This is a genomic window from Paenibacillus sp. J45TS6, from assembly GCF_018403285.1.
GTDB lineage: Bacteria > Bacillota > Bacilli > Paenibacillales > Paenibacillaceae > Paenibacillus.
The window spans coordinates 1-26,888 of the sequence record NZ_BOSJ01000029.1 but is presented as its reverse complement, the minus strand read 5'-3'; the positions used below and the strand labels follow the sequence as shown (position 1 = coordinate 26,888).

At 40.9% G+C, this 26,888-nt stretch carries 28 protein-coding genes; 16 read left to right on the top strand and 12 right to left on the bottom strand.

Going from position 1 to position 26,888, the window contains the following annotated elements; all coding sequences use genetic code 11:
• The first annotated feature begins 159 nt into the window (after positions 1-159).
• On the top strand, positions 160-927 hold the full coding sequence (locus tag KJS58_RS23735; protein ID WP_213536067.1) for a GNAT family N-acetyltransferase: 768 nt from the start codon (positions 160-162) through the stop codon (positions 925-927).
• Positions 928-953: 26 nt separating this feature from the next.
• Here the strand turns inward: KJS58_RS23735 and KJS58_RS23730 are convergent, their stop codons facing one another.
• Positions 954-1,793, bottom strand: a complete 840-nt coding sequence (locus KJS58_RS23730; protein WP_191801788.1) for an AraC family transcriptional regulator — start codon at positions 1,791-1,793, stop codon at positions 954-956.
• Between the two features lie 150 nt (positions 1,794-1,943).
• Between KJS58_RS23730 and KJS58_RS23725 the strand changes: the two genes are divergently transcribed.
• The 4 genes from KJS58_RS23725 (at position 1,944) to KJS58_RS23710 (ending at position 7,306) form a co-directional block, all read left to right on the top strand.
• Complete coding sequence (locus KJS58_RS23725; RefSeq protein WP_213536065.1) at positions 1,944-3,680, top strand: glycoside hydrolase family 2 protein; 1,737 nt, start codon at positions 1,944-1,946, stop codon at positions 3,678-3,680.
• A gap of 95 nt (positions 3,681-3,775) precedes the next feature.
• Complete coding sequence (locus KJS58_RS23720) at positions 3,776-5,371, top strand: extracellular solute-binding protein (RefSeq protein ID WP_249717859.1); 1,596 nt, start codon at positions 3,776-3,778, stop codon at positions 5,369-5,371.
• Positions 5,372-5,489: 118 nt separating this feature from the next.
• Positions 5,490-6,410: an ABC transporter permease gene (locus KJS58_RS23715; RefSeq protein WP_249717880.1), complete on the top strand. Its 921-nt coding sequence runs from the start codon at positions 5,490-5,492 to the stop codon at positions 6,408-6,410.
• Positions 6,411-6,424: 14 nt separating this feature from the next.
• On the top strand, positions 6,425-7,306 hold the full coding sequence (locus KJS58_RS23710) for a carbohydrate ABC transporter permease (RefSeq protein WP_213536062.1): 882 nt from the start codon (positions 6,425-6,427) through the stop codon (positions 7,304-7,306).
• A 638-nt stretch (positions 7,307-7,944) separates the two neighbouring features.
• Here the strand turns inward: KJS58_RS23710 and KJS58_RS23705 are convergent.
• Together KJS58_RS23705 and KJS58_RS23700 are read right to left on the bottom strand one after the other, a co-directional pair.
• Positions 7,945-9,084 carry a GGDEF domain-containing protein gene (locus KJS58_RS23705; RefSeq protein ID WP_213536060.1) on the bottom strand — a complete coding sequence of 380 codons (1,140 nt, stop codon included), beginning with the start codon at positions 9,082-9,084 and terminating at the stop codon, positions 7,945-7,947.
• A 153-nt stretch (positions 9,085-9,237) separates the two neighbouring features.
• Positions 9,238-9,768 carry a GNAT family N-acetyltransferase gene (locus KJS58_RS23700; protein WP_213536058.1) on the bottom strand — a complete coding sequence of 177 codons (531 nt, stop codon included), beginning with the start codon at positions 9,766-9,768 and terminating at the stop codon, positions 9,238-9,240.
• 122 nt (positions 9,769-9,890) lie between these two features.
• Here KJS58_RS23700 and KJS58_RS23695 point away from each other — a divergent pair, with 122 nt between their 5' ends.
• Positions 9,891-10,697 carry a MerR family transcriptional regulator gene (locus KJS58_RS23695; RefSeq protein ID WP_213536056.1) on the top strand — a complete coding sequence of 269 codons (807 nt, stop codon included), beginning with the start codon at positions 9,891-9,893 and terminating at the stop codon, positions 10,695-10,697.
• A gap of 129 nt (positions 10,698-10,826) precedes the next feature.
• Here KJS58_RS23695 and KJS58_RS23690 read toward each other — a convergent pair whose 3' ends face one another.
• From KJS58_RS23690 to KJS58_RS23680, 3 genes are all read right to left on the bottom strand, one after another.
• Positions 10,827-11,867, bottom strand: a complete 1,041-nt coding sequence (locus KJS58_RS23690; RefSeq protein WP_213536054.1) for an NADH:flavin oxidoreductase — start codon at positions 11,865-11,867, stop codon at positions 10,827-10,829.
• Between the two features lie 197 nt (positions 11,868-12,064).
• The gene (gene map, locus KJS58_RS23685; protein ID WP_213536052.1) at positions 12,065-12,805 is read right to left on the bottom strand and encodes a type I methionyl aminopeptidase; all 741 of its coding nucleotides are present in this window, start codon (positions 12,803-12,805) and stop codon (positions 12,065-12,067) included.
• Between the two features lie 210 nt (positions 12,806-13,015).
• A complete protein-coding gene (locus KJS58_RS23680) occupies positions 13,016-13,210 on the bottom strand; it encodes a hypothetical protein (protein ID WP_213536050.1) in 195 nt (64 codons plus the stop codon).
• Between the two features lie 214 nt (positions 13,211-13,424).
• On the opposite strand from KJS58_RS23680, the gene KJS58_RS23675 reads away from it, so the two are divergent.
• The 5 genes from KJS58_RS23675 to KJS58_RS23655 all read left to right on the top strand — a co-directional run bounded on the left by KJS58_RS23675 (position 13,425) and on the right by KJS58_RS23655 (position 18,137).
• Positions 13,425-14,252: an aldo/keto reductase gene (locus tag KJS58_RS23675; RefSeq protein WP_213536048.1), complete on the top strand. Its 828-nt coding sequence runs from the start codon at positions 13,425-13,427 to the stop codon at positions 14,250-14,252.
• A gap of 778 nt (positions 14,253-15,030) precedes the next feature.
• The gene (locus tag KJS58_RS23670; protein WP_213536047.1) at positions 15,031-15,759 is read left to right on the top strand and encodes an amino acid ABC transporter ATP-binding protein; all 729 of its coding nucleotides are present in this window, start codon (positions 15,031-15,033) and stop codon (positions 15,757-15,759) included.
• Positions 15,760-15,791: 32 nt separating this feature from the next.
• Positions 15,792-16,607, top strand: coding sequence for a transporter substrate-binding domain-containing protein (locus tag KJS58_RS23665; protein WP_213536045.1), 816 nt, complete (start codon positions 15,792-15,794; stop codon positions 16,605-16,607).
• A gap of 104 nt (positions 16,608-16,711) precedes the next feature.
• Positions 16,712-17,434 carry an amino acid ABC transporter permease gene (locus KJS58_RS23660; protein WP_213536043.1) on the top strand — a complete coding sequence of 241 codons (723 nt, stop codon included), beginning with the start codon at positions 16,712-16,714 and terminating at the stop codon, positions 17,432-17,434.
• 52 nt (positions 17,435-17,486) lie between these two features.
• Positions 17,487-18,137 carry an amino acid ABC transporter permease gene (locus KJS58_RS23655; RefSeq protein WP_213536041.1) on the top strand — a complete coding sequence of 217 codons (651 nt, stop codon included), beginning with the start codon at positions 17,487-17,489 and terminating at the stop codon, positions 18,135-18,137.
• 130 nt (positions 18,138-18,267) lie between these two features.
• Here the strand turns inward: KJS58_RS23655 and KJS58_RS23650 are convergent, their stop codons facing one another.
• Entirely contained in the window at positions 18,268-18,603 is a 336-nt protein-coding gene (locus KJS58_RS23650; RefSeq protein ID WP_213536040.1) for a hypothetical protein, read from the bottom strand.
• Between the two features lie 117 nt (positions 18,604-18,720).
• Here KJS58_RS23650 and KJS58_RS23645 point away from each other — a divergent pair, with 117 nt between their 5' ends.
• Positions 18,721-19,065 carry an MmcQ/YjbR family DNA-binding protein gene (locus tag KJS58_RS23645; protein WP_213536038.1) on the top strand — a complete coding sequence of 115 codons (345 nt, stop codon included), beginning with the start codon at positions 18,721-18,723 and terminating at the stop codon, positions 19,063-19,065.
• A gap of 122 nt (positions 19,066-19,187) precedes the next feature.
• Here KJS58_RS23645 and KJS58_RS23640 read toward each other — a convergent pair whose 3' ends face one another.
• From KJS58_RS23640 to KJS58_RS23630, 3 genes are all read right to left on the bottom strand, one after another.
• On the bottom strand, positions 19,188-19,619 hold the full coding sequence (locus KJS58_RS23640; RefSeq protein ID WP_213536036.1) for a ParB N-terminal domain-containing protein: 432 nt from the start codon (positions 19,617-19,619) through the stop codon (positions 19,188-19,190).
• Between the two features lie 57 nt (positions 19,620-19,676).
• Positions 19,677-20,243, bottom strand: a complete 567-nt coding sequence (locus KJS58_RS23635) for a phosphoglycerate mutase family protein (protein WP_213536034.1) — start codon at positions 20,241-20,243, stop codon at positions 19,677-19,679.
• 305 nt (positions 20,244-20,548) lie between these two features.
• Positions 20,549-21,226, bottom strand: coding sequence for a nucleotidyltransferase domain-containing protein (locus KJS58_RS23630; RefSeq protein WP_213536032.1), 678 nt, complete (start codon positions 21,224-21,226; stop codon positions 20,549-20,551).
• Positions 21,227-21,456: 230 nt separating this feature from the next.
• Here KJS58_RS23630 and KJS58_RS23625 point away from each other — a divergent pair, with 230 nt between their 5' ends.
• The 3 genes from KJS58_RS23625 to KJS58_RS23615 all read left to right on the top strand — a co-directional run bounded on the left by KJS58_RS23625 (position 21,457) and on the right by KJS58_RS23615 (position 23,558).
• A complete protein-coding gene (locus tag KJS58_RS23625) occupies positions 21,457-22,665 on the top strand; it encodes a DUF418 domain-containing protein (protein ID WP_249717856.1) in 1,209 nt (402 codons plus the stop codon).
• 231 nt (positions 22,666-22,896) lie between these two features.
• Positions 22,897-23,082 carry a hypothetical protein gene (locus KJS58_RS23620; RefSeq protein WP_213536030.1) on the top strand — a complete coding sequence of 62 codons (186 nt, stop codon included), beginning with the start codon at positions 22,897-22,899 and terminating at the stop codon, positions 23,080-23,082.
• Between the two features lie 209 nt (positions 23,083-23,291).
• Positions 23,292-23,558 (top strand): hypothetical protein, encoded by a 267-nt coding sequence (locus tag KJS58_RS23615; protein ID WP_213536028.1) that lies wholly within the window; start codon positions 23,292-23,294, stop codon positions 23,556-23,558.
• Positions 23,559-24,123: 565 nt separating this feature from the next.
• On the opposite strand, the gene KJS58_RS23610 is transcribed toward KJS58_RS23615, so the two are convergent.
• On the bottom strand, positions 24,124-24,939 hold the full coding sequence (locus tag KJS58_RS23610; protein WP_213536025.1) for an MBL fold metallo-hydrolase: 816 nt from the start codon (positions 24,937-24,939) through the stop codon (positions 24,124-24,126).
• A 249-nt stretch (positions 24,940-25,188) separates the two neighbouring features.
• Between KJS58_RS23610 and KJS58_RS23605 the strand changes: the two genes are divergently transcribed.
• On the top strand, positions 25,189-26,358 hold the full coding sequence (locus KJS58_RS23605; RefSeq protein ID WP_213536023.1) for a S8 family peptidase: 1,170 nt from the start codon (positions 25,189-25,191) through the stop codon (positions 26,356-26,358).
• Positions 26,359-26,779: 421 nt separating this feature from the next.
• Here KJS58_RS23605 and KJS58_RS23600 read toward each other — a convergent pair.
• Positions 26,780-26,888, bottom strand: a 109-nt coding sequence (locus tag KJS58_RS23600) for an IS3 family transposase (protein WP_213533534.1), incomplete at its 5' end; no start/stop codon positions are given.

Here is a 26,888-nt window from a genome sequence, read left to right as displayed (position 1 = left end):
AGCTAATGATTAAAGAAGCATTCGATTCAAATGTCGCTCTATATACGCTAGTTTTCTTAAAATTCTAGGAAATATAAATACTAAGAATTCAGTTTATTTAGAATTTAATTGACGTTATACTAAAAAAGAGCGCTAAATTAAATTGGAAGGTGCAAAAACATGATTACAGATCAACAATTAGTGATAAACAATTTTGAAGAAAAATTAAAAGTATTTACTCATGCAGTTAGTGGGAAAATTACAAGTGAAGAAGATTTCGTCATATCGAATACAGAAGTTCCCACTGATACATTCAATATAATATTGCCAAAATCTCCAAATATCAAAAATGTAGATAAGATTAGATATGAAATCGATAACTTTTCTGTTAAAGGCTATCCCTTTAGTACTTGGATTGACGCACGGTTCTTAAATAATGATTGGAAAGAACTGATGCAAGAATATGACCTTAACGAAGCAGAGCGTAATGTAATGATGAAACTTGAAAATACCCTTAATGTTGGTCAAAATGATGCTCAACAGCTTATCATTACTCCTGTGAAAAGTAATGTTGATTTTATGAAATATAAAGAGGTTTTTATTAGCTTATTTGCAGGTTCACCAGAAAAAGATGCGTTAGAAAGTTATTTTAGTAAGTTTTCACAAGCAAAATTAGGTGCAGAAGTTCAAATGTTTATTGGATGCATAGATGAAATGACCGTATCTACTGGTCTATTAATAGAAAGCAAAGATAGTTATGGCATTTATGATGTGATGACAAAAGAAACATTTAGAGGCAAAGGTTATGGCAGCGAAATGTTTCAATTTCTTTTAAAACAGACAAAGGATAAACAAAAACCAGTTGTATTACAGGCTTCAGATGACGGGAAAAACATCTATAAACGATTTGGTTTTATAGATGTAGGAGAAATGGTTGTATTTGAATAGTTTTTTTTCTTGAATGCGGGCGGGTATTAATCTCTTCTCAATCTGCGATATTCTGACGGAGAGAAACCGTTCCGCTTCTTAAACGTTTTGCTAAACTGGTAGACGTCTGAATAACCACATGCACTCGCTATTTCTGTGATGGATTCCCCGGTAAAGCGAAGCCTGCGAATCGCATGCTCGTTACGAAGTTGATCCAGGTACTCTTTAGGACTCTGCCCATACCGAGCTGCAAAGGTTCTGCGTATATAAACAGGAGAGAAACCTGTCTGCTCCGCCAATTCAGTAATGCGCAACTCGGCGGCGAATTCGGTATCCAGTTTCTCTTTGAATCTGCGAACAGCCGCCGTAATTTCTTCCTCACCGCTCTGTCTTCCCCCTGCTTCGGCCGCTTCATGTAACTCTTGCACCAAGCGATACCAGACGGATTTCACTCGAGCTTCTCGCACAAAATCCCCCGGAACCCACTCCCTTTCCGCTTCCCGAAACAGTTCTCCGATCTTTCCCATATGCTCACTCTTTAACTGTAGTAGAAATGGCATTCGCATTCGCTCGATAGGTTCTGGGATACTCCACTCATTCTCTTCAATTCTCCTTAGCGAAGCGCAATCGAAGAGCAACATCGTCATTCGAAGCGGATAAGCTTCAGAGGACTTCATATAAAGAGACAGCCCCGGCCAAAGGTACACTAATGTGCCTCGCTCTACTTCTACATCTTTATTTTCACAACGAAACACCCCCTTACCACTGTATATATAGTAAAACGTATGCCCGGATACCGTCTGACGAATATCCTCCCAGCCTGGCAGCGCCGGCTTGGCGATAACCCAATGTATATGTACCACCAAATTCCCTAAAGCATATTCCATGGTATTACCTCCTAACCTAATTAGTATCATTTATGATAAATGAATAGTATTGTTTTTGCCATTGTCGCTTTCTTGCTGCGAGTGCTAAACTCCGAACATAAAGACCATCATTTATTGATGATCTAGCATAAATTATTGGAGATGATGAATATGATACGGACATTTCAGCAGCATCGACTACGAGAATGTCAATTGCTTGATGGACTATGGGATTTCGTTTTTGACAATGACAATATTGGATTATCTGAAAAGTGGCACACAAACTTCCCTTCCAACCATGATCGTGTACCCGTACCAGCCTGTTGGAATAATGAACTCGGCAAATATGATTACGAAGGAGTAGCGTGGTATCGAACTTGGGTCACAGTTGAAGATAGCAGCCATCTGCGGTTACTGTTCCACGCTGTAATGGGGCATGCTGACGTGTACTGGAATGGACAACATTTGGGATACCATTATGGTGGATTTACTCCTTTTGATTTTGTAATTCCTAATGTCACTGCAGGAGTTCACGAGCTCGTTGTCCGCACAGATAGTACACTGGAGCATAATACTTTGCCCTACCATATTGTGGACTGGTTTCATTACGGTGGAATTATCCGCCCCGTAGAGCTTCAGCGCTTACCTGATGTCTGGGTGGATGGGATGAGCATCACCTATGATATGACTGGAGATTCTAGTAGCGATGTTCAAATCCTGCTAAAGCTTCAATCCCTATCGGATACACCTGCAGAAGTGCCTGTAACCATCTATCGAAACAATGAGATATGCTATTCTGACAGCGCTTACCTTCCTGCCAAAGGTAACATAGAACTCGTTGTGGAACAAAACTGGACAGATCTGAAGCGGTGGGAAACGGAAGATCCTGTCCTCTATATGATTAGAGCCGTTGTTGGCAAAGATGACAAGACAGATCGAATTGGGTTTCGAACTGTAGAGACCCGCAATAAGAAGATTCTTCTAAACGGCAAGGAGCTGTACTTGCAGGGCGTTAACCGCCATGAAGAGCACCCCGATTGGGGATTTTCTTTCCCCAACAAATTGATGACCAAGGAACTTGACATTATCCTGCAGATGGGATGTAACACTGTACGTGGTTCGCACTATCCACAGAGTGAATACTGGATTGATCTGCTGGATGAGCAGGGCATCATTTTCTGGAGTGAAATTCCGATATGGGGTGCTGCATTCCCAGCGAAGGAGACTGACGATCCGCTCTTCGTAGAACGAGCGATGACCATGATGGGTGAGATGATTGATCGGGATCTTCACCATCCCTCCATTCTATTCTGGTCTGTCCATAATGAAATTGATACACGCTCCGAACAAGCCTATGAGTTGTCCATTAAGATGACAGAACTCGTTAAGAGCAAGGACCAGTCAAGGCTCCTGACTTATGCCACTATGCATCCTATGACAGACATCTGTCTTGGACTCTTCGACGTTATTGGGATTAACTACTATGGCGGATGGTATTTCGGACATGCTGAATTCAAAGACATGCTCGAAGTCTTTCATGAGCGCTGCAAGGAATATGGAGCTGAGAACACCCCGGTGCTTATGACTGAATTTGGCGGAGCAGGCGTATATGGGGATTCCGGCTGGGAACCCCGCCTATTCAGTGAGGATTATCAAGCTGACCTGCTCGGCAAATCTCTGAAACTCTTCCGATCTGATCCGAAGATTAGCGGAACCTATGTATGGCAATTTGCAGATACAAGAGCTCAGATGCAGAGTCATCTTCCCCATTTCAGAGACCGGGCTCGATCCTTCAACAACAAAGGACTTGTCAACGAATATCGCAAACCAAAGCTTGCCTATCGTGTAGTCAAGGGGATTTACACAAACCATAATGATCCTTACGACTGGGGCTCCACATTAAGCTAACTCACCTGGGGCTATCTCATCAGGGATGGCCCCGCCAAATGAAGATGCGTCATTTCAAATTGCTGAATATAACTTTTGAGAGGGGCGATTTGTTCATGTTCATGCACACACGAAAGATGAGAAGGTATGCCGCTGTCTTCACGATGCTGGGACTGCTTACAACTTCACTTGCCGCATGCAGTGGAGGCGGATCGGAGTCGACAGGACCCGCTGGAAAAGAGCAGAATGAACCATTAAAGAGTTTAACCTATTGGGTGGATTTGTTTCCTGATGCCGCTGCCGTTATGAAGAGTTATGGAGAAGTTACGGCCTGGAAGGAGATTCAGGCCAAAACTGGGGTTGAAGTAAATTTTCAGCACCCTGCTCAAGGTCAGCTTGGTGAACAATTCAATCTAATGGTCGCATCCAATAAGATGCCTGATGTTGTGGATTATGGATGGAACGCCTACCCCGGTGGAGCACAAAAAGCAATTAGAGATAAGAAGCTGATTCCACTAAATGATTATTTGGAGCATGCCCCAAACTTATCCAAACTGTTAGACGAGAATCCGGAATGGAGAAAAATGGCTTCTACAGACGATGGAGATCTTATTGGCTTCCCATTCATTCGTGAAGATGTGACTCAACAGGTGTTCCTCGGACCGGCGATACGTAAGGATTGGCTGGATAAATTGAATTTGTCTGTACCAGAGACGATTGATGAATGGTACAAAGTTTTGAAAGCGTTTAAAGAACAAGATCCAAACGGAAATGGAGAAGCGGATGAAATTCCGATTCTCATACCGGCTGGAGAGTTAGCCTTTGCTGGTGCCTTCGGGACACCTAACGATTTCTACCAAGAGAATAATACCGTCAAATACGGGCCGATCGAACCTGGTTTTAAGGAATACTTGGCCACAATGAACAAGTGGTATAATGAAGGACTGCTCGACAAGGACTTCGCGACAACAGATGCCAAAATGACAGACGCCAAAATAACCGGCAATCAGGTAGGTTCGACAGTCATGTTCCTGAATGGTGGAATCGGTAAATACATGGATTTAATGAAAGTGAGCCAACCGGATTTCCAAATTGTCGGGTCCCCTTATCCGACTTTGAATTCTGGAGAACAGCCCGTCTTCGGGCATATGGATAACCCCGTTACCGGTATCTTCGCAGGCATCACCGGAAGTAACCAGAACGTAGTTGAAACTGTAAAATTCCTGGATTACTTGTACAGTGATGAAGGGAGACTCACCATGAATTTCGGAAAAGAAGGAGAAACCTACAAATTAGTTGACGGCGAGCCTCAGTATACGGATGTGGTTTTGAAAAATCCTGACGGACTACCGATTTCCCAAGCTTTTAGAAAGCACATTATGGGGGCTACATCAGGTCCTTTTGTGCAAGATGTTCGTCACACGAAGCAGTATACAACCAAGCCGGAACAACAAGAGGCCATGAAGTTGTGGTCCGGTACTACTCAGGAGAAAAAAATGCCTCCTATTACGATCGCAGCAGAAGATAGCAGTCGATATTCCTCGATTATGACTGACTTAAATACATTTAAAGATGAGAAGATTCTGAAATTTATTATGGGCACAGAAACGCTCGATAATTTCGATAAATATGTAGAAATGCTAAAAGGTTTAGGTATTGATGAAGCGATACAAATTCAACAAGAAGCATTAGATCGTTACAACAGTCGATAAGTATTGCTCTGATAACCATGCCGGAATAGGGCGTAAAGGCCTCTTAACCTATTCCGGATAACCGGGAGGAGAATTGATGCCTGAATTAAATAGACATTTTGTGCAAGAAGCAGCCAGAATGCCGGTGGATCGCAAACGAACGATTATCAAGAAAGATTTAATTCGTAATCGTTATATTTATTTAATGCTTATTCCCGTTATTATTTACTATGGCATTTTTCATTATGGCCCAATGTATGGGTTGCTCATTGCATTTAAAGATTTCGGTATAGCCGTAGGTGTGTGGGATAGTCCTTGGGTCGGTTTCACCCATTTTCAGAATTTTTTTGAAAACCCTTACTTCTGGCGACTTCTCCGAAATACGTTAATGATTAGCTTCTATGAGTTGTTGTTTGCATTTCCTGCTCCTATTATCCTGGCTCTATTACTCAATGAAATTCGACTTGTCTTCTTCAAACGAATCGTACAGACGATTAGTTATCTCCCTCACTTTATTTCCATTGTGGTCGTTGCCGGAATGCTTGTCGACTTTGTTGCCCGCGATGGATTGATCAATAATATACTTGGTTTTATTGGAATTGAGCCGATTGCTTTTCTGCAAGATCCGGGGTGGTTTCGCTCGATTTATGTATCCTCTGGTATCTGGCAAGGGATTGGCTGGGGGTCTATAATTTATCTGGCTGCAATGTCTTCAATCGATCCTACGCTGTACGATGCTGCTCGAATTGATGGCGCAGGACGCTGGAAGCAAACATTGCATATTACAATCCCAGGTATTATGCCTACGATTGTAATCCTGCTCATCCTGAATATAGGATCCATCCTTGCTGTGGGAAGCGAAAAAATTATACTGCTATACAACCCGCTTACGTATGAAACCGCTGATGTTATCTCGACCTATGTATACCGAAAAGGTATCCTTGGTGCAGATTTTGGGTATTCCGCTGCAGTAGGCTTATTTAATTCTGTCATCAGCTTCATTTTACTTGTAGTGGCCAATACCATTAGCAAGCGTGTAAGCGAACATAGATTGTGGTAAGGGGGACGTGAATAATGACATATAAACGTTCTTTGGGCGAAACTGTGTTTTCGTGGTTTAATACCTGTTTTATGCTGTTACTCTGCTTCGTTACACTATATCCTTTTATTTATATCCTGTTTGCATCACTTAGTAATCCTACAGAAATGGCTCAATTTCGTGGTATGCTGTTCTCACCTTTAGGATTTAGTCTGGATGCGTATAAAGCAGTTTTGGAAAATCCCATGGTTACAACAGGTTACCGGAATACGCTATTCTATGTGATTGTAGGTACAGCTATCAACTTAATTATGACAACACTCGGTGCTTATGCCCTTTCCCGTCGTAATGTTTATTTCAAGAACCACATCATGTTTTATATTGTCATCACGATGGTGTTCAGTGGGGGGCTTATTCCGTCTTTCCTGCTAGTTAACAATCTTGGAATGTTAAATACACCATGGGCACTTCTCTTACCAGGAGCAATCAACTCTTTTAACTTAATTATTATGCGAACCGCATTTCAAGGCATTCCGCCCAGTTTGGAAGAATCCGCTCGCATTGATGGGGCGAATGACTGGGTAATCATGGTCAGGATCATTATCCCTCTATCGATGCCCGTCATTGCCGTTATGATTTTATGGTACGCTGTCGGACACTGGAATTCGTATTTCAGTGCTTTGATTTATTTACGTGACCGGGAATTATTCCCTCTTCAGCTGGTGCTTAGAGAAATTTTAATCTCCAACAGCACAGATAGTATGATGACAGGAGCAGCTACCGGCGATCGCACAGATATCGGAATAACGATAAAGTACGCGACGATCATTGTTTCTACATTGCCAATCTTAATCCTATATCCGTTTTTGCAAAAATATTTTGTGCATGGTGTTATGATTGGTGCTCTCAAAGAATAATGGATTACTGTTTCAGAGATTGAACAATATACGGAACCAACCTTACCTAAGCGCGATACATTCAAGGTCACTAATGCAATAAATACATGGAATTTAGCCTAACGCAAAAGGAACAGCTGCCAATCGGCCAACTGCTCCTTTTGTGTATTTAGCTAACGTTTCCCGTTAGATCCAGTAAGACGAAAGAAATTGAAAAAGTCTGTACCGTTCTAGTTTCCAAAAAAGTTAAAAACTCAACATAGGGTTCGTCCCGCTTTGAACTATCACTGTACCCTGCCCCTGACATAGTCTTCAAACCTCAGGGACAGATCCAATTTCTTCTCATAAAAAGGGGCTATTCAAAACGTATTTGATAGAACTACCTGAATACACACCGGACGTTTCAATAACGAATCCAGTCGATAAATCGGCTATATTAAAATTCACAGGAGATTGGCCTCCTCATGTTCAAGATTGTCACTTTTAAAATAAACAAGCCCAACCGCTTAGTATATTCTTCAAAAATCATCCCTAATACCCATAACCAAATGAAAAAGGCGTACTGAGTATACCTCAATACACCTTTTTTATCATTTTCCATTTCAAAGAACTACTTTATGAGAAGTAATTAAATACAACCAGTGTAACTACAGCATCTATTAAAAGCTCATACGTCCGCCAAAAGAAACGGGCAGTTCGTTGTCACGCGGATAGACAGTTCTATTTTTTCCTTCCTTTTTAGCTACATAGAGCAAGGAATCCACTTCCTTAAAAAACTGTGATTTTTCCATACCATGAACGTATCCAGAGAGCCCGATGCTGACCGTGACCCGGCGATCTTCCATTTCGAGGTGATTAAGCAGGTGGATCGATTCACGAGCACGTTCACAGATCTCGAAGGCTTGCTCTAATGTTTTCTCGGGAAATATAATGGCGAATTCTTCTCCACCATAGCGGGCAATAATCTCATCCGAAGTTAGCGACTGCTGCAGTATGCCGGCTACTCTCTTCAAGATGATATCTCCGACCGCATGTCCGTAAGTATCGTTGATAGATTTAAAATTATCAATATCGATCACCGCCATTTGGAGAGGCATCTTGTTCGTGTCGCAATGTTCTATCAAATGATCCAGATATTCTTGAAAGGTCCTGTGGTTATATAGATCTGTCAACGCGTCAGTCTTGCTTAATCGTTCCATAATGGTGTTATTGATCAGTAAGTCACGTTCAGAGCGCGAAGTCCTGACCAGTCTTTCCAGCAAGTCATTCCCTCTGTGAAGTAGTTGGATCAGGATTAAATATTCCCCGGTCAGTATATAGAACAGGGCAAACCGTTCGAATATTGTCATATGGGTCCAAATTAATGGAAACATGATATACATAATTACGAGCTCAGCGATCACCATTAAAAAAGCGAAGGTTAAGTACTTTTTACTAAAGTGAAAAGCTGCGACTAACATGGGAATCATCATGACATACTGTATGCCAATTACCCTCATATTGCCGTAAATCAGAACAGCACCAATCAGGGTACCCGTTAAGATGGTAAGTAAGGGGGAAGATTTCTTATAGTATCGCTCCATTAGTTCATTCACTGTGACAAGAGTGACTTGCACGCTGGTAGGAATCAACATTTTATAAATCAAGTAATACGGCACGCTCTCCGGTTCAAGCCTTATCTTAATCATAAGGGCAACGATCTCAGCTACTAAGGAGATCAAGACCACAATCCAATAGCCGTTTAGAATCTTTCTCTGCCATTTTCCTACATCGTCAAACAGTCCTTGTTCATTTATCAACGGGTTCCCATCCAATCATCTGTGTTCTCAACATCAAATATACCATTCTTTCCTAGGTATGGTGTGTTACTTTTATAGAGTTTCTATGTAACTCATATTAAAATACCTTTTTCGATGCGAGTTAAAAGACGGATAACATATCTTGGATCTATGCTACGATCTTGGGATACTTAATCGGTGTAAGTTATATACTTCTCTGTAAAGTACATCTCTCACATGTTCAAACTGGGAAGCGGACAGTTTCTCTGGATAGCTCATAATGCACAAAGGTAAACCGGGTATTCCTTCCCGCAGGGGCGGTTGAACATACTTAAATTCACCTAAACAAAATCCAAGACGCTCATAAAATCGAACTCTCCTTCTCTGTAAATCATCTTGAGGATCCTCGACTTCCAAGACAATTGGCAAAGTAGACTGCCGCATAAATCGTTCCATTAATTGTTTCCCTATTCCTCCTCCCCGAATCGATGGAGAAACGGCAATATTCTCTACGTATCTAAAAGTCTCAAATTCCCAACCTGCAAGAAATGCAATTACTTCGCCTTGCTTATTTTCTTCTGTAAGCAGGTGATATCGCTGATCGGACAGTAACTTTTTTTGATTGTTATAATCGCGATACTCACTCTCAGGAAAAGATGCTTTCATTAGGTCAAATACTTGATCAAATTTCTCTTGTTGTATCAAAACATTCACTCCAGCTGCATTGTGTTTTATGATATATCAAACTTGCATAAATCACACTAAACCCTGGTATAATACTAAGGTCAAGCTTTTATGAGTGAGAATTTTAGAGAGGTAGAAATATATTGAAAGAGTATTATAAGATCAATGAAATATCAAAGCTATATGGAATCGGTGTAGATTCTTTGCGATATTATGAAAAGATAGGTGTGCTTGTACCTCGCCGTGACACGAACGGATATAGGCTTTACGGACTGAAGGACATATACAAGTTAAACGTGATCCGCGATCTTCGCCAATTGGATTTTACTATGCAACAAATAAAAGATTATTTGGATCATCAAAGTATCGAAAACACTCTTTATTTATTACATAAAGAAAAAGATCTAGTTAGTGAACAGCTACGTAGTCTTGAGACGAAACAACGGATGATTCAGGAAAGAATAAATGTACTAACTACAGCGATGCAAATTACAACTGGTGAATTCTCGATCAAATCATTTCCGGAACGACCTTGCTTGCATCTAGATACCCGTATTACCCGGGATGAAGAGATGGATTTTGCTATTAAAAAGCTACACAAAAAGCATGAAAGCAAAATTCGAGATTTCGGCAATCAACTCTTTGGTGCATCTGTATCAGTTGAAGACCTATATAAGGGGGAAAAAGAGGTATTTAACGCTGTCTTTTTTATTCTCGAGTATGATGAGTTAGAATATGATTTTGTTCTTCCTGCCGGTGAATACCTCTCTCTCTACTACCGAGGAGATTATCGTCAAAGCTCAGATAGAATACTTGATGTTCTAAACTTCGCAAAAGAAAAAGGGTACCCGATATTAAGTGACCCTTTTGAAATATATGAAATTGATAATCGAGATACAATAAATAGTGAAGAATTTCTAACAGAAATTCAGGTGAGAATCGAGATTTAAAAGTGTCGACCTCAGGTGCAAGTCAGATCCATTTATTATGCGATCTGCCCGTTAATATATCGTTTTCGGGATATCTCAACAAAAAAAGGCTGGAGAATTCCCAGCCTTTTTTTATAGCCTATTTTTTAATTAATACAGTGTCTTAAGCGCTTCAGCTGTGAAAGGAACTAAGTCATCCAATCGTCCTTCTCGAATTTTAGTTACCCACTCAGGATCTACTAATAAGGCTCTACCGATAGCAACCAGATCAAATTCATCATTTTCCAACTTCTGAACTAAACCTTCGATCCCTACGTTACTAGCACCTTTACCTTCTTTGAATAGTGAAATAAAATCACCGTCCAAGCCAATCGAGCCAACAGTAATCGTTGGTTTTCCCGTAATTTGTTTAACCCAACCTGCAAGGTTCAAATCGGAGCCTTCAAATTCCGGCTCCCAGAATCGGCGGGTGGAACAATGGAAGATATCTACTCCTGCTTCAACTAGTGGTGTGAGGAATTGTTTTAATTCGTCTGGAGTTCTAGCTAGTTTAGCGGTAAAGTCGGATTCTTTCCACTGCGAAATACGCAGTATAATTGTAAAATCAGGGCCTACTGCATCACGACAAGCTTTAACAACTTCTTCAGCAAAACGTGTGCGAGCAACCAGGCTGCCGCCATAGCGATCTGTGCGTTCGTTTGTTTTCTCCCAGAAGAACTGGTCAACTAAGTAGCCATGTGCACCATGGATTTCGATGCCATCAAACCCAGTGCGTTTTGCATTAGAAGCTGCTTGAGCAAAAGCATTAACGATTTCAACAACTTCAGATTCAGAATAATCATTAACGTTTTTTCTAGCACCCATATGCCAAATTTGAGGAATGATCTTCCCTCCTGCTTCATGCACTTCCGAAACAACGTTTGCCCAGCCTTCTAATGCTTCCTTACCATAAATGAAAGGAACATTTTCTTGATAAGATGAATCCGCATGATCAACAATTGTGCCTTCTGTCACGATTAGACCAACGTTATTTTCTGCTCTTCGGCGGTAATATGCAGCTACGTCTGGCCCAGGGATCCCATTAGGAGACAGATTTCGCGTCATTGGTGCCATCACGATACGATTTGATAGTGTAAGATTTCCTAGAGTATATGGACGGAATAAGGGTTGTACAGATTCTGTATAAGACATTTCATTAACCTCCGACTGAATATTAATTACTAGCAGTGATATGTAAAAAGATGAGTTCGATGAATGCATATGAATCCATCCGTTTATCTTCAATTATATACATGCACATGCATACAATTGAAAGGATTAGATATGGGTTGTCAAGGAACGACAACAAAAAGAGTCGATTTCCGGGTTGGAAATCGACCTCTTGAATTTTAAAGTGTGACGATGATAGGACCATTTTTAGTAAGGATAATTGTATGTTCAATTTGAGCTACATAGCTTCTTTCTGTAGCAAAGGTCCATCCATCATCTTTTTGATATACTTCTTCTTCTAAGGTTGAGATAAATGGTTCAAATGCGATAACCATCCCTTCCTTTAATAGCTCATCGTCCGTCGTATCGTTGTAATTGTAAATATGGTCAGGTGCTTCATGGATCGCACGTCCAACCCCATGTCCTGTAAGGTTTTTGACGACCGTTAAATCATGCTGTTTTGCGGTTAGGAATACTGCTTTTCCAATTCCGCTTTTTTTGGAGCCAGGTTTTGCTTTTTTCAGACCTGCTTCAAATGCTTTTTTGGCAACATCACAAATTTTAGTCAGCACTTCATCTCCTTCGCCAACTACAAATGAGATGCCCGTATCCGCGAAATAACCGTTCTTTGAGCCGGAAACATCTACATTTACAATATCCCCTTCATGAATAACCCGATCTCCCGGGATTCCATGTGCCACTTCTTTATTAACACTAATACAAGTATAGCCAGGGAAATCATATTCACTTTTTGGAGCTGAAACTGCGCCTTCTTTCTTAAAAAGCTCTCCGGCTAAATCGTCAAGTTCTTTTGTTGTAATGCCGGGAACTGTTCTTTTTACCAATTCATCTCGAATAGAAGCAACTATTCTGCCAATTTCCTTCAAACCATTAAAGTCTTCTTCTGTTTTTGCAATCATTTCGTTTACTCACTTTCCTTTATCATCGATTAAACCTATATTAAGTATTAGATTATCATATCCAAAGGTACGATTCTTAGCAACTTTTTATAACGTTTTTAAATAGATATGAAATATTCTCAACGTTCTCTTCTTCACCTATATATCTTATTGTATGTACCTCGTCACCTTAAAAAGCAGCACTCCAATCTTCACTTTGGGCCTGAATTATCATTTGATTAACGGATCATATCCCTTAGCTATAATTACTTTCTTAATTTCTGGACTCATGCCAAAGTTTTCGATTTCTTTATCCACATAGTCATACGAGATCGTAAATTTTTGTGCTTCCTGTTCCATAACATGTCCTTCCATAGCAATAGAATCGAGCGCCATCTCAGGTAATAACTCTTTATACGTGATCACGACATCCAGTTCATATTTATTTTTCAGATATTCTACTGCTTCCTCTTCTGCTTCGTCACATTACCCATTTTAACTATTTGTGCATCAGGTCGGTATTATAATTATTTTTCTAGTATAATCAAGTACAGGCAGCCATCTATTCCCACCGGCTGTCGTTCAGCAGAGTAATTACATAATGGAATCATAAATCAAATCAGAGGAGGAATTTCGGACCATGAAACATGTGCAGGACACAACAACACTTTATAATGGAGTTAAAATGCCTTGGCTGGGTTTTGGTGTATTTAAGGTTAAGGATGGAGAAGAAGTAGTTGAAGTCGTCAAAACGGCCATTCAGGCAGGTTATCGCAGTATCGATACAGCGAAAGCGTATAACAACGAAACAGGTGTAGCTCAAGGTATTCGTGAATCCGGAATCGCCCGCGAGGATCTGTTCATTACCACTAAAGTGTGGAACGGGGACCAAGGTTACGAATCCACACTGGCAGCTTTTGAAGCAAGCATGGAACGACTGGGCCTCGAATATCTAGATCTTTATCTGATTCACTGGCCTGTCAAAGGCAAGTACAAGGATACATGGAGAGCACTGGAAAAACTCCATAAGGAAGGACGCATTCGCGCCATTGGGGTGAGTAACTTCCAGATCCACCATCTAGAAGACCTGATGACAGATAGCACGATTAAACCTGCTGTGAATCAGGTAGAACTCCATCCGCTGTTGACCCAAACGGAGCTTCGGGAGTATTGCAGCAAACATCAGATCCAGATTGAAGCTTGGTCTCCACTGGGTCAGGGAAATTTGCTCGAGCATCCGCTTCTACAGGACATCGCTGCCAAGTACAGCAAGTCACCAGCACAGGTCATTCTGCGTTGGGATCTGCAAAATGGTATAGTTACCATACCTAAATCCGTTACACCGCAGCGCATCCGCGATAATGCGGACCTGTTTGATTTTGAGCTGACCACGGAAGAAATCGAGCGCATTAATCAATTGAACGAGAATAAGCGCTTTGGTTCCGATCCGGACAACTTTAACTTTTAACCTCGATTACACAACATACAATTAAGCTAGAATACATCATAAAAATCCCGGTCCGGATGCAAACACAATCGGATCGGGATTTTGCTTGTTCATTTATGGATAATACCAGCGGCGATCGCCCCGAAGAGCGACATCCATACCCATCATGAGCACTTCTTTTTTCTGGATTTTCCTCGTTACCGCCCCATTTCAATTCAACCGTACTGCTTATCTCTCTCTACTGCTCCATAACCCGTAATTTGATCATGTCATCCCGGATAGGGATGACAGGTAAACTCACTTCATAATCCTTCAAATAGATACAGTGCCTTCTCCACGATCAAGTGGGAAGTAATATAAATATATATTCCTCGTTCATTGCAACCTTTCCAGCTATAAATAGATTGGACTGTCTAAAATAATAGCAATACGTACTGAAAAGCGTATTCTCGCTGATCATATCAATACGTTATGGCATAAGATTGAGTTTTTTAACCATGTATGATTAATAATTGGATGTTGTTTGTTTTTATGGTCAGAGTCATAAAGTAAGCATCCCTTCCCGTATACTCTATATATGTACTTCAATTTCTGTAAAGAAACAGTAGAATAGTTTCTCCTACGTCAGCTTTTGTAACAACAAATTTAGTTTCATGATCATTAATTCACGTAATTACTGACTTCAGCTCTATGAGACTCATTGTTTGTAGCTATTGATGAGTATGTATGATTAAACAACTTCCAATTTAATTCCTAGATATTCCTTTTCAAACATACGTAGCAGAAAGGATGGGATTTCTTGATTGAATTTAGAGGTGTACAGAAGCATTATGGCCATTTTCATGTCCTCAAAGATATTCATCTTCACATTGAAGAAGGAGAGGTCGTTGTCATTATCGGCCCTTCCGGCTCAGGCAAAAGCACATTGCTCCGCTGCATCAATCGTCTGGAGACAATTACCGAAGGTGAACTTGTCGTCAGTGGTGTCCCTTTACATCAGAAAAAGGTGGACATCAACCTCTTCCGCCGTGACATCGGCATGGTATTTCAACACTTCAATCTCTATCCTCACAAAAAAGTCATCGATAACATTACCCTTGCACCCACAAAGGTGCGTAAACAGTCCAAAGAACAGGCAGCCTCTACAGCGATGAAGTATCTGACCCGGGTAGGCATTGCGGACAAGGCAGACAGTTACCCTTCCCAGTTGTCCGGTGGACAACAGCAGCGTGTAGCCATAGCAAGAGGTCTCGCCATGGAGCCGAAAATCATGCTTTTTGACGAACCCACCTCTGCGCTGGATCCCGAAATGATCGGTGAAGTTCTAGATGTTATGCGGTCTCTTGCCCACAACGGGATGACGATGGTCGTTGTTACCCATGAGATGGGTTTTGCTCGCGAGGTCGCAGACCGAGTTATCTTTATGGATGAAGGCAGAATTGTAGAAGAAGCCTCTGCTGCTGAATTTTTCGACAACCCAAGAGAAGAACGGGCCAGGCAATTCCTGAGTCGTCTGATTCACCACTGATAAATATCCATTTTGAAAGGGGTCTTTACCAAATGAAAAATGTATTGAAGTGGCCGTCGTTTATGTTTGTTTTAATTCTATCCCTTGTATTGTCCGGTTGCAGCACGAGTGGTGGCTCTGGTGGGAATACAGAAGCCAAAGGCACAATTGAACAAATTAAAGAGCGGGGCAAGCTTATTGCCGGCGTCAAATACGATACTAAATTATTCGGTTTGAAAGACCCCGCAAGCGGCGAAGTCGAAGGATTTGATATTGATATTGCCAAAGCACTCGCCAAACAGATTCTTGGGGATGAAACGAAGGTGGAATTAAAAGAAGTAACGTCCAAAACGCGCATTCCAATGTTGCAAAACGGTGACATCGATCTCATCATCGCTACGATGACAATTACGGATGAACGCAAGGAACAAGTGGATTTCAGCGATGTTTATTTTGAAGCCGGGCAGTCCCTGCTAGTAAAAAATGACAGCACGATTACGGGTCTAGAAAGTCTCAGCGGTGTGAAGGTGCTTGCTGTCAAAGGTTCGACTTCTGCGCAAAACATTCGCGAAAAAGCTCCGAGTGCCGAGGTGCTCGAATACGACAATTATCAGGATGCCTTCACAGCCCTCAAAGCAGGTAAAGGCGAAGCTCTAACGACTGATAACATCATTCTGATCGGCATGCAGCAGACGGATAACAACTACAAGCTGGTTGGCGGGAATTTCACGAGTGAACCTTACGGCATGGCGATTCGCAAAGGCGATACTGCCTTCGTCGAAGAAGTGAACAGCCTGCTTAAAAGTATGAAGGACAGCGGTGAATATGATACATTGCATGAGAAATGGCTTGGCAGCAAGCCCGAGTAACCCCGATTAATGATGGTTAAAACGGCGAATTCTCCTGTATTATGCATGCATGGGCAGGACATTAGTCGCCGTTTCAACCTCTTGAGAACGGAGGCTTCGCGAGCATGGGCAAATTGGACTTCAGCGTACTATTCAAACACTCTGATCGATTCCTGGAAGGTTTTATCAATACCATCCAGGTGAGCATCATGGCCTTGATTGGCAGCTTTATTCTTGGTGCAATCATAGCCATCTTTCGGATATCCCCCATCAAACCGCTCAACTGGATCGGAACGGCTTTTGTGGAGTTTATCCGTAACATCCCTTTGCTGCTAGTCGTGTTCTTTTTCTATCTTGGATTACCGGCACTCGGCATTTCACTTGATGGGTTCATCTCGGGTACACTCGGTCTGACCATCTATACGGCTGCTTTTATTGCCGAAGCAATCCGGGCGGGTATTCAGACGATTCCTCGTGGACAGTTAGAGGCCGCGAGATCTTCCGGTCTGTCCTATGTACAGGCTATGAACCTGATCGTTTTGCCGCAAGCGATCAAGATTGTATTGCCCTCCATTGGCAACCAGTTTATTAATCTGGTCAAAAACTCATCCATTCTTGCAGTCGTAGCTGGCATGGATCTGATGTATTTTGCCGATCTGATCAATTCAGATACGTTCCTGCCGCTGAGCGTCTACACCATTGTTGCCCTGTTCTACCTGGTGCTCACTTTGCCGCTCAGCTTCCTAGTTCACTATATGGAACGCCGATTTGGGCAAAGTGATGCTGATGCCAGCAGTACCAAAGTCAAACCTAAAAAGAACAATAAAGCGGGTCAGGTCACCATGTAAAACAGACAGTCATCCCAAACCTTGTCCTACTTACAGAAGGAGGCCGATGATTATGGACTTTAGCGGGGCCTACGCCTGGCCCAACCTTCGTTTCTTGCTGCAAGGATTCCTGATCACCCTGCAAGTGGCAGGCTTATCGATTGTATTTAGCTTTGTACTTGGTACCGTGCTCGGTACCGTTCGATATACCCGCATCCCCGTCCTGTCACAGATTGTGGCAGTCGTCGTGGATATCATCCGGAATCTGCCGCTGCTGCTGATCATTTTCTTCATTCATATCGTGTTGCCCCAACTTGGGATCAAAATGTCAGTCTTCTGGTCCACGGTTGTTGGACTTAGTCTTTTTGAAGGTGCCATGATCGCTGAGATTGTCCGCAGCGGACTCAAATCGGTTGAACGTGGTCAGGTGGAAGCGGCTCGTTCCTCTGGACTGAGCTACATGCAGACACTTGGCGGTATCATCATGCCACAGGCTTTACGGCGCATGTCGCCTCCAATGGTGAGCCAGTTCATCTCCTTGTTAAAGGATACTTCACTGGCGATCATCATCTCCCTGCCGGAGCTAATGCACAATGTGCAGATCCTCGGTGGTCAGAGCTTCGATTACGTCATTCCTGCCCTGCTGCTCGCAGCCATACTGTATTTCGTCATCAACTACACGCTGTCCATCGTGGCACGGCGGCTTGAAGCACGAATGACTTAACACAGCCCAAAGAAGACTCCAGCTCCACTTCTACAGTGGTTTGGAGTCTTCTTTGGATTTCGTTTTGATCAACCTGAGTTAAAATAGTGAGCTCTTGTTAAGCCATTGGTTCATTGTGGAATATCAAAATCTATCCATTATATTGAAGAATTAACTGATAGATTGCAATGGAAAGTCCTAAAATACTCGCTTTCATTTTAGAAGGATGATTTCTTTTGCTGCGAAACAAATAAAATAAAACCACTAAAAATCCTAATGGAATCCATAGCTCAAAAACACCTTCCCTTGTACCACTAGAAAAAATCGGAGTAATGGAAGTGCTAATGAAAAAGTAAAAGAAAACCGTAAACCGTCTTGTTTCTAATTGCTTGCTCCATCTGACTAATAGGAAAAGAATGATTGCTGCGATGATCGTAATTTGTAAAGGAGGTAGAAGTATAGAAGCATCCCCAAATTTAAATTCCATTCTGTTTCCCCCTAAATTTTGATGTTGAATATATGGTATTATTTATGGTTATATATATTTTTGATTCGTGTTTAATAACAATGAATACAAAATTAAAATGAAGATGAGGTTATGTATATGAATATGAAGGACATTGTAGAACACTGTTTGTCGTATCCAGACTCCTATGAAGATCATCCATTTGGTGACGGATGGACAGCGATTCGCCATAAGAAAAATCAAAAGATTTTTGCTCTGATTTTCCGTCTCGATGATCGTTTGTGTATCAATTTAAAATGTGATCCTAATCATGCTGGCACGTTGCGAGATACATTTGCAGATGTACAACCGGGATATCATATGAATAAAGAACACTGGAACATGGTTTATCTCGATGGCGAATTATCAAAACCTGACATTTATGAGATGGTTCGTGAAAGTTATCATTTGACTCAACCTAAAAAACTAAAAAAATCTGAATAGAACAGGTCAAAATATAATCCTGCTGTATCCTTCTTTCTTATGCCACGTTTGCTTAATGAAATAGAAGTTATACAAAAAGTCGCTAAAATAGCGACTTCAATGATACTTCTTATAGAATTCGTTTAATTTTTAACGATCTCTTCTAAAGCTTTTACTATATTGCATACCCCATGATCATCCCAGATTACGATATGGCATTTATCTTTCTTCAACTTTTGCAATGCACCCAGACGGTGATTCCCGTCTCTTACACTTATATATCCATTTCTGTTCTCCGCGATTAATGGAGGCATGTCCCAGCCTTCTTCTAATCGATTACAAATTTGATTGATGTTATGGCTCCACCAATTCTCTTCTTCAACATACTCCATATCTAATTCAGGTCCAACAATCCTCTTGAGAAATCTTGTTTCCATTTCTACGGGTCCAAGCCAGTATCTTGTTTTTAATTTCAGTCCCTCTGATAATCCTACATTGCCACCTTCCCCATTCAAAAAAAGATGAACCCATGTTTCTATATCATTCTTTGAAGCAAACTCCATTGCAGAATTCATCGTATATATCGACATACATTTATCACTCTCTCTTTTCCAGTATAGGGTGATTTATGGTCATTCATCTTGCATTTGGTATACCCCCGCCTCACCGAGGAAATCTTTTCTGGTCAATCCTTCTTCTCCAAGCAATATCCGATAATTCGTGATCGTACCATCATGTGAAATAATGAATGTTTTTTTATAGCTTTTCCAGGTCCACTCTAATAACTGCTCAGCATATCCTTCAAAAACATCCTGTTCAATCCTATTAATCCCTTCGTTCCAGCAATCCAGATTGAAATCAAGAATTTCAGTATTTCCATAGAGATTTATAATTTCAGTTTTAGATAGGATCTGATCACATTTCAAATCAGGAAGTTCAGGGTTCTGAGGAAACATTCTTGGACCAACAAGTGGAGATATAATGAAGTCCATATCATCCGTTAAAATAGTTGCCGTCTCAATTGTACGTTTAGTTGGACTTACAAGGATTAAATCACCAGGCTCAATTTTAATTTCATTTCGCAGCTGAGCTACTTGGAACTTGCCGTACTCTGTAAGACTAGGATGCAGAATATTCAACTGACTTGGATAATCGTTGAGATGTTCTCCATGACCATGCCGAATAAATATAAATTCCATTTACTGCGCCCCTCCTAACATCAAAATCCGATTATCGGTATTTTATTGATTGTAATGTTCTATTCTGGTCGCAAGATGAACGAAAGAAGCAGAGGCTGTAGCGCAAACCCGCCTCTAGCGTATCTGTCCTCTCTTGTAGTACCTCTCTATGAAAAGGATTAGAATATATAGAATTGTAATTAATGCTGCCATCTGTGTACTCTTTATCAAACTAACACCTACAAAATAATAACTTATAAGCAAAAGAGCACTAAAATATATACACACATCTAGAAATGGTTTCATAACTTTCAGCCTCCTTGTCTTTATCTAAGTGGTTCGTTCATTCTTTCTAACCAAGGGTGGCCATTATGATATCTGATTTGAAGCGCTTCTCTTAACCACTGATTTTGCTCTTTAGTAAAGTATGGTAAGGATATATCAAAGTCATGATTATGATCTGCAGCATCCAACCCCTTTAAATAGCTTGATTTATAATAAAGAACGATTTCAGGGGCTAGATAAGGTACATCATCGGGCGATGATAAAATAGCTTTAATTAGTTCGCGTTTGATCTTTGTTTTCCCGGGCAAGTGTATACTTGTCTCATCACGTTCATTGAAAAGAAACTCTACATATGTAAACTCTTTTTGTTCCGATTTTGCAAGTTCAAACCGATATTTTGTGTGTTCAATAGGTTCCAATGTAACCCGATCCTCATTGGCCGAGAAACAAAATAAATTTCGCTTTTCAAATGGCGTATCTTGAATTTTATTCAGCTCAAGGACGGCGCCACCACCACATGCTTCAAATACCCTCCAGCCAGCATCTAACATCAATTTAATAATTGCATTTCTATCTTCCCAAAATACAGCAACATCTAAATCCTTATGAATTCTAGTCTGTTTACTAAGAAATATATCGATTGCAGTACCACCGCAGATCGACCAATCAAATCCATGACCACTCAGAAATGAACATGCTTCCGAAATGATTTTCTCCACAACAAAAATCCTCCTATAAACGAACGCACCATTAGATCCTGGGTTCATTTTACAATATTTAGCAAGAAAATACCTTTATTATTGGCATGTCTTTCATTTTTCGTACTAAATACGTGTTACACTTTCTGAAGTTTAAGAAAACATTAAGGAAGTCTTTAACGTTTAATAGAACGGAACGTATTTCTGAAGACAGAGGTGATCGAATTAATACATTTAAAAAACGCGTCCAATTGATCGATGGACTCCGAGGGTTCAGTCTCGCAGGCATCGTGCTCGCGAATATGCTAATTTTCCAATATGGTCAATTCGGAGGCAGCGAACCAAAGTTGTTCGGAATCAAGGGGATGGACCTTGCATTCCACTCATTCCTCTCCATCACGGTAGTGGGTAGCTTCATGCCGATTTTCGCGTTTATGTTCGGATTCGGAATAATTAAACTGTCGGACAGTCTGAAATCACAGGATCTTCGTCCGAAATGTCATCTGAGTCGCCGTTTTATGCTGCTGTTCGCATTAGGAATACTGCATTCCGTTTTCCTTTGGGAGGGAGACATCCTAACGTTTTACGGCGCTACTGGCTTCTTTCTTCTACTGTTTTTAAACCGGAAACCGAAGACGTTATTGGTCTGGGCGGTATTTCTACTTACCGGAGCGGGTCTCCTTGGTTTACCTGCTTCAAATCCAGTGGATCAACTGGTTTCTACGACACCGCATATGCAAAATTACATCTTGCAAAGTCAGGATGTATACAGCAACGGTAGTTATACGGAGATCAAGAATTTCCGTAACCATGCTGATCCGTTTGGTGAGGTGGAGGCAATGGTCATCGTTTTTGCACTGATACTGGCTCCGCTCATGACAGTGCCGATATTCCTGCTCGGCATGCGGGCTGCCAGACTTAGGACTTTTGATAATCCACAAGCGATGAGACGTACCTATTTTCGACGTACCATGTTTCTGATTCCGATCGGTCTGACATTAAAATCGTATAGCGTACTTACTCCGCAGCTCGGCGTGGAAGGGTGGCCTGGCATGGGAATTGGGGAAACGCTCGGAGGTTCGCTGCTTGCACTTGGTTATATCTATGCTTTTGCTCTGCTGTATACGAGAAGCCACCGCCCTGCCCTCATTGACAGGTTCGAAGCAGTCGGTCGTCTCTCATTGACAAATTACCTGATGCAAAGTGTGATCTGTACGACGATTTATTATGGATATGGTTTTGGACTGTTTGGTCGTGCTGGTGTGTTCGTCGGTGCTGTCATCGCAGTTGCCATCTATGTTTTTCAATTATGGATTAGTCCAATCTATCTGAAGAAGTTTCATAGTGGCCCGGTCGAACATGCGCTTCGAATTTGGGTATACCTCTCTTGGAGAGGACAGCCGAGAAAGAAAAAGATGGTGGACCAGACTTCTGGGGAAAGTACGCCTAGCGTCAACTGAACCGGGTTGCGCTGCAGACCTTAAATAGAAGCTCGTTCCCACGGAGGAGCGAGCTTCTCAAGTTCGACAGTAAGGGAAGCCCTTCCTTCTTGCTAAGTTAATAATTGCTTATGATTCAACTTTTCTCTGTATCTAATCAAAGTACGATGATACAGTAAAGTGATAAAGTGAAGTGAAACAGATCCATTTTACCAACTTAAAAACAAATATTTAGTTAGGAGGATTATTTATATGAACAAACCCAAACGGAAAGCGGTCCTTGTCATACTTACGACAGTCTTAGTCATTGGTTGTTCTAATACATCTACGGATGCATTAGAACAAAAAAGGATTCAAGAAATTCGGAAAGACTACCCCATATCTACGGGAACTGTCCCTTATATAAATATGAGAGATATACCTTTTAAGAAAATTTAGACGTTGCAGATTCAGTTATCGTTGCAGAAGTTATCAGCCAAGTTGCAGATGTCAGTGTAGAATTACCTGCAGAGCCAGGCACTCCCGAAGGTAAACTAGCTGAAAAAGTTAAGATTAGAGGATTTGAGCCTTATAAGCCGACTTTCATATCGTATGAAGTAACCGTTGATGAAGTTATTGTTGGTGATGAAGTGAAAGATACAGTATATATGATGTATAATTCTGAGTTATCGGATATGGAGCCATATTTAAGACCAGGAATGAAGATTATTGCAGCCGTTAAGAAAATGGTTGGACCACAGCAAGAAGAAGGAAGTTATACTTTTACTCGCTATGGTACTTATTATATCGTGGATGATCATTATGTTCTTTCCGCTTTTGATAGTGAATCTAAAGAAATTAGTAGCTTCACAAATATAACGAATGGGAGATCGATTAATAACCTAAAGAATGAAAATAAAAAACTTTGGAAATAGACACCTTAGAGTATTTTACAACAATTAGATTTTTAAAAATAATAATTCAAGTTAAATCTTCTGCTAACATTTTTCTGTACAAGCTCTACACTATCACTCCTGTTTCTTATATTTAGAAGAGAACAAGATCTGCAAGGAAGGCTATCAATTAGCCAAGTATCTATATAAATTTCCTTCTGTTGGGGGTCTATCGAAAAAGCATGATCTGCTATTTCGATAAACAATTGGGCATTAATTATATTGGACTTGATTTCATAACAAGCATCTCCATGAAACAGCCAATTTACAGCATTTGAATTATATTCATACCCACATTCAGTACACTTCATATTATCCTCCAAGTCATACATATCTCTAAAAGTCTTCTATATAGTTACGTTTAAAACGGGTTTTCTCCTTTTATAAAAGGAATAAAAATAATATAGACAGAGCCAATAAGAAAAAGCCAAAACGCTATAGATTTTATACGATTCCTGAAAAAGGCTTTATGTCTATTCTTTGACTTCGAAAATCGTTAGAGCTTAAAGATCATTAAATGCATTTCCAAAGTCACCTCCTATTGGGACTAATTTTCGTTTATTCTCCGGAGTTCAAATGCTTCGCCTGGCGCCAATATATGTATACGTTCCGGATTTACAACCCGTCCTTCAAGTGACTTGGGATCACCGTTAAATGCCTCCATCTCAGGAGCATCCACACTTCCCCAGTGTGACAAAATTAAATTAGTGTCTGGGTAGGCATTTGCTAGTTTGATAGCATTGTCCAACCCTATATGCCATGATTGATCAGAAAAGTCAAAGAGTATTGCATCAGGTATTGGCATGTGAAGTTGTTCATCCAGTAGCCGGGAATCACCAATTACCCATATAGAGCCTTCGGGAGTATTTATATAAAAACCGCAGCAGTCTTCAAATTGAAAGACACGATTTTGATCCTTCAGCTCGTTCTGCCACGCATGGTCAGCGGGTGTTAATTTAACATGAATATGACCAATATCAAAAGTGTCATAAATATCATGTCCACAACCGCCATTGATCTGTTCTTCCGTCATTAATTCGGCAACATAATTTGTCGTATGATAAGTATCGCATACCTCATTTAGCGCTTTACATGTCTCACGACTAAAATGATCATTATCGGAATGAGTAATTAATATCGAATCCAGATGAGGAACATCTTGGGGAGTAATAGGCATATCAATTAACAAGGGCATGTCAAAACCAATTAATACAGGATCAATCATAATGCATGTTCCGTGGCTATTCATAAACAATCCTGAATTTCCTAACCAGCGAATGGTCGTATTTTCCGCTTTCTCAAAAGCTTCTTTTCCAAATGGTTGTGTTTTTGGTGCTGTAGCTTGTACTTTATTTTCCTTCAAGTCTATTACCTGCCTTTCTTGTTTTCCGGATAGTGTATAAAACAAATTACAAATAGTTGAGAAACTCATTTCTTTTGTTCAGTTTAGCTCAATTCGAAATGAAAATCATACTAAAAGCTTAATAAATATGTGGTGCACTTTTTTTGGTGGGAACGAATTCACCATATTTCATAGGAAGTCCAAGCTGTTTTGCACCCTTATCCATACAATATTCCGAATCTACTAGATTTCGCTAGAGGAGGAGTATGGATGATGTTATGGTCAGGGCTTTCTATCGCTATCCTTATTATGTTCACTATCATTCTCTATCGTTATTTAGATAAAAGAGCTGATCTCAAGTTCCACCCTCATGCCGAAAACGAGCTTATCATCAAATTTATTGATGGAATATCGCAGGAGGATATGGATGCACTCCACAAAAAAACAAAATGTACGATTATAGAGTCCTACGATGATTTAGGATTTTATCGGATTAATTCAAAGCGAAAAATGCGCAGAATGCTTAAACAGTATTCAAAAAATAAGCTGATCGAATTTGCTGAGCCCAATCATAAGTATGAAGCATTTTTCACTCCAAACGACCCATTCTTCCCGGATTACCAGTATGGGCCGCAAAGAGTTGGAGCTCCTGCTGCTTGGGACATTACGCAAAGTTCCGCGAATATCAGGATCGCGATTGTAGATACAGGCGTTCAGCCGGATCACCCGGAACTTGCAGGAAAGTTGCTATCTGGTTACGACTATGTGGATTGGGATCCTAATACAAGTGATGGTAACGGACACGGAACACATGTGGCAGGAATTGCAGCTGCAGCTACAAATAACGGGGGTGGTATAGCGGGTATGGCTCCCTTTGCTTCTATTATCCCGATCCGTTCGCTAGATAATAACGGGAATGGTTTATTGTCGAGTGTGGCTAATGGTATCGTCTATGCTGCCAATAATGGAGCACATGTGGTTAACCTGAGTCTGGGTTCGCTAGCGAATGATTCATTTCTTCAAGCAGCTGTACAATATGCATGGGACCGAGGAGCAGTGGTTATCGCTTCTGCAGGTAATAGCAATTCGTCGACCCCCGTTTATCCCGCTTATCTTCCCGGAGTCGTTTCCGTTGCATCAACGAATTCTTTGGACGTTAAATCAACCTTTTCCAACTATGGTGCATGGGTAGATGTTGCCGCTCCTGGAGAACAAATCTTATCTACCTACACGGGAACCAGCTATGCTTACTTAAGTGGAACATCGATGGCAGCTCCACACGTCTCAGGATTGGCAGCACTCCTTGCATCTCAAGGTAGAACCAATACGAATATAAGAGATTGTATTGTTTTTACCTGCGATCCGATACCAGGAACGGGAACCTATTGGACACAGGGGCGAATAAATGCGCTTCGAGCTGTGCAGCAGCCTATTCTTTAGATCATAGATAAGCACTACGGATCATCCAACAAGTGAAAGTAAGAAGTGAACTTTTATAATAAAAGAAGAGAATAATAACTGATCAGGATCTAACGCTCTTTTATCGCTCTCTTCTCCACATTGATCTAGACCTCTACCATAATTAAGATCTTCGACACCATCACATCTATTGAATTAATACACTGCTTGTTGGATGATCTAGTATGAACCATTTTTCCTCATTATCATTCTCCATTTGCATAAGAAAATTGATTTGTAGATAGTCTCAAGCGCTGATCTCTCAACCGTATGTCTCTAAATTCTTCAAAGACTTTATATGTGGTTTACCGTATTTCTTTGAGGGTAAGACTATCAATAGATGTATAAAGATGTAAAGATAACTACTACATTCAAAGGAGACCAATGGACTGTCAACATTAAATCAGACAACTTTTTTAAGGGATGCAGCTTTGTACTGAATTGGGGTCATGTATCCTAAAGTGCCATGAATGCGATGCTTGTTGAACCAATTCACATAATCATATAGTTCC

Coding starts and splice junctions, on each gene's coding strand:
- KJS58_RS23730 (WP_191801788.1), bottom strand. CDS start 1,793: ATGGAATATGCTTTAGGGAATTTGGTGGTACATATACATTGGGTTATC.
- KJS58_RS23710 (WP_213536062.1), top strand. CDS start 6,425: ATGACATATAAACGTTCTTTGGGCGAAACTGTGTTTTCGTGGTTTAAT.
- KJS58_RS23650 (WP_213536040.1), bottom strand. CDS start 18,603: ATGGAATTTAAATTTGGGGATGCTTCTATACTTCTACCTCCTTTACAA.
- KJS58_RS23620 (WP_213536030.1), top strand. CDS start 22,897: ATGAACAAACCCAAACGGAAAGCGGTCCTTGTCATACTTACGACAGTC.
- KJS58_RS23720 (WP_249717859.1), top strand. CDS start 3,776: ATGTTCATGCACACACGAAAGATGAGAAGGTATGCCGCTGTCTTCACG.
- KJS58_RS23725 (WP_213536065.1), top strand. CDS start 1,944: ATGATACGGACATTTCAGCAGCATCGACTACGAGAATGTCAATTGCTT.
- KJS58_RS23655 (WP_213536041.1), top strand. CDS start 17,487: ATGGACTTTAGCGGGGCCTACGCCTGGCCCAACCTTCGTTTCTTGCTG.
- KJS58_RS23640 (WP_213536036.1), bottom strand. CDS start 19,619: ATGAATTCTGCAATGGAGTTTGCTTCAAAGAATGATATAGAAACATGG.
- KJS58_RS23645 (WP_213536038.1), top strand. CDS start 18,721: ATGAATATGAAGGACATTGTAGAACACTGTTTGTCGTATCCAGACTCC.
- KJS58_RS23715 (WP_249717880.1), top strand. CDS start 5,490: ATGCCGGTGGATCGCAAACGAACGATTATCAAGAAAGATTTAATTCGT.
- KJS58_RS23605 (WP_213536023.1), top strand. CDS start 25,189: ATGATGTTATGGTCAGGGCTTTCTATCGCTATCCTTATTATGTTCACT.
- KJS58_RS23675 (WP_213536048.1), top strand. CDS start 13,425: ATGAAACATGTGCAGGACACAACAACACTTTATAATGGAGTTAAAATG.
- KJS58_RS23660 (WP_213536043.1), top strand. CDS start 16,712: ATGGGCAAATTGGACTTCAGCGTACTATTCAAACACTCTGATCGATTC.
- KJS58_RS23735 (WP_213536067.1), top strand. CDS start 160: ATGATTACAGATCAACAATTAGTGATAAACAATTTTGAAGAAAAATTA.
- KJS58_RS23615 (WP_213536028.1), top strand. CDS start 23,292: ATGATGTATAATTCTGAGTTATCGGATATGGAGCCATATTTAAGACCA.
- KJS58_RS23690 (WP_213536054.1), bottom strand. CDS start 11,867: ATGTCTTATACAGAATCTGTACAACCCTTATTCCGTCCATATACTCTA.
- KJS58_RS23635 (WP_213536034.1), bottom strand. CDS start 20,243: ATGGAATTTATATTTATTCGGCATGGTCATGGAGAACATCTCAACGAT.
- map (WP_213536052.1), bottom strand. CDS start 12,805: ATGATTGCAAAAACAGAAGAAGACTTTAATGGTTTGAAGGAAATTGGC.
- KJS58_RS23665 (WP_213536045.1), top strand. CDS start 15,792: ATGAAAAATGTATTGAAGTGGCCGTCGTTTATGTTTGTTTTAATTCTA.